The organism is Halobacillus sp. BBL2006, from assembly GCF_000786645.1.
Lineage (GTDB): Bacteria > Bacillota > Bacilli > Bacillales > Halobacillaceae > Halobacillus.
In genome coordinates this window covers 1-4680 of sequence record NZ_JRNX01000548.1, presented here as the reverse complement: position 1 = coordinate 4680, position 4680 = coordinate 1, and the positions used below count along the sequence as shown (strand labels likewise).

Here is a 4680-nt window from a genome sequence, read left to right as displayed (position 1 = left end):
ATGGCGGGGCAGCTTATGTCCAAGATTCCTATGATGTTCACACCTTCGCTCCATCATTTGAAGAGGCAATTCTTAGAAATCCGAAGCTAGAGCCGCTTTATTTATTTGGCGGCAATGATCCAGTAAAAGAATTACAAAATAAATTTCTTCAGGGCCAAGCGGTGAGAATAGATGAAGTCGTTGAAGAAGGCAGCTTTCAAGCAGGTTCAATCGAGGGAGAAGCCTTTCTACTATCAGGCCATAGTTATCATCAGTTAGCGCTTAAAGTAGACGGCATTTTATATGCAGCGGATAGTTATTTTGGAGAAGAAGCGTTACGTAAGCATAAAATTCCATATATAACGGATGCTGACTTAACGCTCAAAAGCTTGGAGCGGTTGAAATCGTTTAAAGTGGAGGGGGCCGTTCCTGGTCACGGTCCATTTGAAAAAGAGCCTGCACAAACTATTCAAAAAAACATCGATGTTCATCGTGAAATCCTGGACTGGCTTTTAAGTTATTTAGAACAAAATAAAGGTGCCAGTCATGAACAAGTTGTTGCAGATATGTGTGCAAATTATGAGGTCAAAGCTCCGCAGCTTTCTCAGTGGCTGTTGTACAGAACGGCTGTAACCGCCTATCTTGTGGCATTAAAAAAAGACCAGCAGATTTACGATGAAATTACTGGCCATCGGTGGACGTTTTATCCAAACACTAAAAGTTAAGTAAATAAAGCTGAGATTCACCTTCCTGGTACTCAGCATAAAGGACATCACTTGGCTTTGAAATGTTTTGAGCTTGAAGCTGAGCGTTGAGCCACTGCTCGTCAAATCCAGCTTCCTGTAGGTTATCCCATAGGATTTCTCCATCACTGATGATCGCCATGGGTAAGGGAACGGCCTCAGGCTTCAAGTTCATATCCTGACGGTTCACATTTTGATATGGAGATTTTTTAAGCACAGATATGGTTCCGTCCGTTTCGAGTACGGCATACTCAACTTCCTGGAGCGAAAATACATCTTTGGATCGTAACAGGTGCTGAAGCTGGTTGATATCCAGGTTGCTTTTTTTCAGGCGGTCCCGATCAATTTTTCCTTTATGGATGACAAGCGCAGGCTTTCCTTCAAGAAATTCACGAGTGCCTTTAAATTTTTCAGTTATGATCTCTGTAATGTAGATAAGTGTTCCCCAGAGGACAATAGCAAAGGCGACCTTTGCAATCCCGATTTTGTCATCATATAAAGCGTTACCCACCAATTCACCGAGAACAAGGGCTGCAATAAAGTCGAAGGCAGTAATTTGAGTGATTTGTGTTTTTCCTAAGACTTTCGTAAGAACGAAAAGGGCGAAGAACCCGAAGAACGTTTCGGCTGTTATTCTTAAATATTCCATGCTTGATCACGATCCTTGAGTTGTCATATACTTTCAAGTTTAGACAAACACCAATAGATCTAAACAAAAAACCTGCCGACATGGCAGGTTTTTTATTTGAGCTTTTTAATCATGGTCACGTGGGGGATCCCGGCATCCATAAACTCATCTGAAACCGTCACATAATGGAGAGATTGATAAAAATCTTCCGCATGTGTTTGGGCGTTAAGTTTAGCCTGATCGCGATCATGTTCTTTGATGATTTCTTCCATAAAAAGAATCATCTGTTTTCCGAATGAATTTCCTCGATAGTCCTTCATGACGCAGATGCGCTCAAGCTTTCCATATCCATCAACGAATCGCAGACGAGCAGCAGCAACCGGCTTATTTTCCTCATAACCGACTAAATGAATAGCTTTTTGATCATCCTCGTCAATCTCCAACTCTTCTGGAACATTTTGCTCCTCAACAAAAACGACGCGCCGAACGTGGAACGCGTCGTCTTTCTCTTGTTTGTTCGAAACTAGGCGGATATCCATTGGTTACCCTTTACCTAGGCGGAACGTCTCATAAACGCTCCAAGCTCCATTTTCAAGCTGATAAAGGAGTTGAAAACGATCAACATCGTCCTGGATATCAAATTTCAGCATCTGCAGGCTGCCGTAAACGTCAGAGAACTCCGCGTCTGTCAGCTTTTGAGCGATTGTGATGTGAGGAACGAATGAGAAGTCTTTCTCTTCATGCAAAGGACCGGAATGAAGCTTTTCATTTAACCCGAAAATCTCTTCAGACGGATCAATCTTTAAGTAAATCGTGTTGGTTACAGGTGAGAACGAGCTCACTTTGTATATCCCGTAAGAAAAAGGTTGGGTATTTTTTGCTATTTCCTTCAGTTCAGGTATAATTTTGGATTCGATTTCACTCTCATCCGCCTCAAATGCTTCCTTTAATGTAATGTGTGGTGGAATCAAAGCATAGTGCGGGTCATAACGCTTCCGATATGAATTCGCCTCATCTTGTACTTTTTTCGATGGAAATATCGCAATACCGTATTTCATAAGACTAACCCCTCCTGATTCTTCATTAACTATTTAAACTATTTTCCAAACAAGGTAAGTAAAGCGCGTTTAAAATCTTTTTGCCAAGTACCCCACGTATGGTCACCATCTAATTCATAGAATGTGTAATCAAGTGACTGGTTTTTCAAGAAATCCCGGAGTTCAAGATTCGGTTGAAGGAAATTCTTCCTTGCGCCCTCTGTCGTCTCTACGTCCGTTTCCTGATCACCAATCGTATGGTAAATCGTCAACGGAGAGAAATCCTTCGTCGACATGACAACTTCCTTTACGTGTTCGTCCACATAAGGACTTTGCATGATCACGTTCCCAAAGATATTCGGGAACTTCACAGCCGTCATCAGAGCAAGCGTACCGGCTAATGAGTCACCGACAAGCGTACGACCTCTGCCCATACAGAAGCCAGGCAATTCCTCATCAAGGAATGGAACCACTTCACGGATCAGGAAATTCACATAATCCGATTGTTTCTTTCCATCTGGATGGTATTTATCTTGTCGATCGTATTTGTCATTATAATGAATACCGATAAAAATGGTATTCTCGATTTCCTCAGCGGCATGCAGCTGGTCACTAAGCGTGGCCGCACGACCCATTTGGAAATAATCATTTCCGTCTTGCATAATACAGAAATGGTACTTATACAATGGTGAGTAATTCTCGGGTACGTACACTCTCAATGTCATGGTTTCATTTAAATAGCTGCTTTCAATGCTAAATTCTTTAAAAGATCCATCTCTTCCCATCATCGACCACCTCCTAACATGCAAGGAAGTTCCTTTACAAATTCCCGCTGTCATAAATGCATAAACGTAACATATATATTTTACCATAGAATTGTTGAAAAAGTAGAACAGATCTAATATGGAAGAAAAATGAAGATATTTGCGCAGTTTTTACAAAAGATTAAATAAATCTTTAAATCCTGTTGACACTCCTCAAAATCCGTTGTATATTATTACTTGTCAGACGACATACATATGATTCCGTAGCTCAGCTGGGAGAGCGCCACCTTGACAGGGTGGAGGTCGTTGGTTCGAGCCCAATCGGAATCATCCATACAAAGTGCCGGAATGGCGCGGTTTCTCATCCAGGGAGAGGCCGCGTCATTTCTTCTATCCAAATCGAACATCGTTCACATATATGGTAGAAACAAAAGAGACAGGGAGCACCCCTGTCTCTTTACTATTTTTAAATTCATCACAAGTTATACTTCTTTGAAGTTAATGGAATTAATTTTGTCCGTATCTGGATTATATACAACCGTTCCTTGGATGTTGATGGTTTCCTGAGGGGATTTCAAAACGAATTTGTAAACTTCTCTTGTTTTGTTACCAGCTTGCTGGGTTTTACTTACTTTACTATAATCCGTTACTTTATAGTTAGGGTTGGCGGATAGAACAATCTCCAAAAGGTATTTGCCCCATTTCTCTTCCTCTAACTCAGGAGATCCAATGATTTCTACATTAATGACTCCTGTCTCTACATTCGCTCCTAGAGCTTCAAAGGCTTTTCTATGAAGGTTTACTCTATTTGCTGGATAATTCGTTACTTTGTCGACAACGGTTACTAAAACGGCTTTTTGATTGGATACATTTTTAATCTTTATAGTTTGGCCGCATTGATAGGGGGAGTTGCCTCCTACAGCTACCGTCATAAAATTATTTTTTGACCATGGAATCCCGCATTGCGTAACGGCTCCACCTTCTGTCCATGTAGCCTGACCGCGTACTGGTTGTCTTGTGTCATAATGCATTTGACTATGTTGAAAGTAATGAGGATAAGGATAACGAGAATAAGGATGTTCTAGATAAGGGGTTGTTACATAAGGGTAGCCATAAGGCATGTGATAATAATTCGAATACATCCGTGTTCCTCCTGTCTTTTCTTTTACACCCTCATTAGCCTATGTATCAACGGGTTGGCCTGTGAAAAGAGGTGAAAGCGGGAAGGACTTCTTATGGGGGAGTGATGGCGTGATTTTTTAACCCGGAACGAAAGAAGAAAAGTCAGTTCTTTAGCATGAAAAGTAGTCGAGAAATGGGTCTCTTAAAAATATTGTAACGAAAAAAGAGAAGCTCACTCTTAGTGACTTCTCTTTTCTTATCATCCATTCACAGGCACTCCGCCATTCACATGGATCATCTGACCTGTCACATAGCTGGAATCGCTGCTTGCTAAATAGACGAAAGCGGGAGCGACTTCTCTTGGCTGGCCCGGTCGTCCCATCGGATTGTCGGAACCGAATTCAGCA

The 4680-nt window shown here is 41.5% G+C and carries 7 protein-coding genes and 1 tRNA gene; 2 read left to right on the top strand and 6 right to left on the bottom strand.

The annotated features are described in order from the left end of the window. The coding region (locus LD39_RS23170) for an MBL fold metallo-hydrolase (RefSeq protein ID WP_035549394.1) at window positions 1–704 on the top strand (704 nt) is incomplete at its 5' end. Here the strand turns inward: LD39_RS23170 and LD39_RS15695 are convergent. The 4 genes from LD39_RS15695 to LD39_RS15680 all read right to left on the bottom strand — a co-directional run bounded on the left by LD39_RS15695 (window position 694) and on the right by LD39_RS15680 (window position 3172). Then, window positions 694–1371, bottom strand: coding sequence for a DUF421 domain-containing protein (locus LD39_RS15695; protein WP_035549391.1), 678 nt, complete (start codon window positions 1369–1371; stop codon window positions 694–696). The two genes, LD39_RS23170 and LD39_RS15695, sit on opposite strands and share 11 nt — an antisense overlap. A 92-nt stretch (window positions 1372–1463) precedes the next feature. Then, a complete protein-coding gene (locus LD39_RS15690) occupies window positions 1464–1889 on the bottom strand; it encodes a GNAT family N-acetyltransferase (protein ID WP_035549388.1) in 426 nt (141 codons plus the stop codon). 3 nt (window positions 1890–1892) lie between these two features. Beyond that, complete coding sequence (locus LD39_RS15685; protein ID WP_035549385.1) at window positions 1893–2408, bottom strand: YjcG family protein; 516 nt, start codon at window positions 2406–2408, stop codon at window positions 1893–1895. A 38-nt stretch (window positions 2409–2446) separates the two neighbouring features. Continuing rightward, a complete protein-coding gene (locus LD39_RS15680; protein WP_035549382.1) occupies window positions 2447–3172 on the bottom strand; it encodes an esterase family protein in 726 nt (241 codons plus the stop codon). A 236-nt stretch (window positions 3173–3408) separates the two neighbouring features. Between LD39_RS15680 and LD39_RS15675 the strand changes: the two genes are divergently transcribed. Next, window positions 3409–3481, top strand: a tRNA-Val gene (locus LD39_RS15675). Window positions 3482–3633: 152 nt separating this feature from the next. Here LD39_RS15675 and LD39_RS15670 read toward each other — a convergent pair. Both LD39_RS15670 and LD39_RS22255 read right to left on the bottom strand, forming a co-directional pair. Continuing rightward, the gene (locus tag LD39_RS15670; RefSeq protein WP_035549379.1) at window positions 3634–4293 is read right to left on the bottom strand and encodes an RlpA-like double-psi beta-barrel domain-containing protein; all 660 of its coding nucleotides are present in this window, start codon (window positions 4291–4293) and stop codon (window positions 3634–3636) included. A gap of 239 nt (window positions 4294–4532) precedes the next feature. Continuing rightward, a partial coding sequence (locus LD39_RS22255; RefSeq protein WP_156112671.1) for an SDR family oxidoreductase occupies window positions 4533–4680 on the bottom strand: 148 nt, incomplete at its 5' end.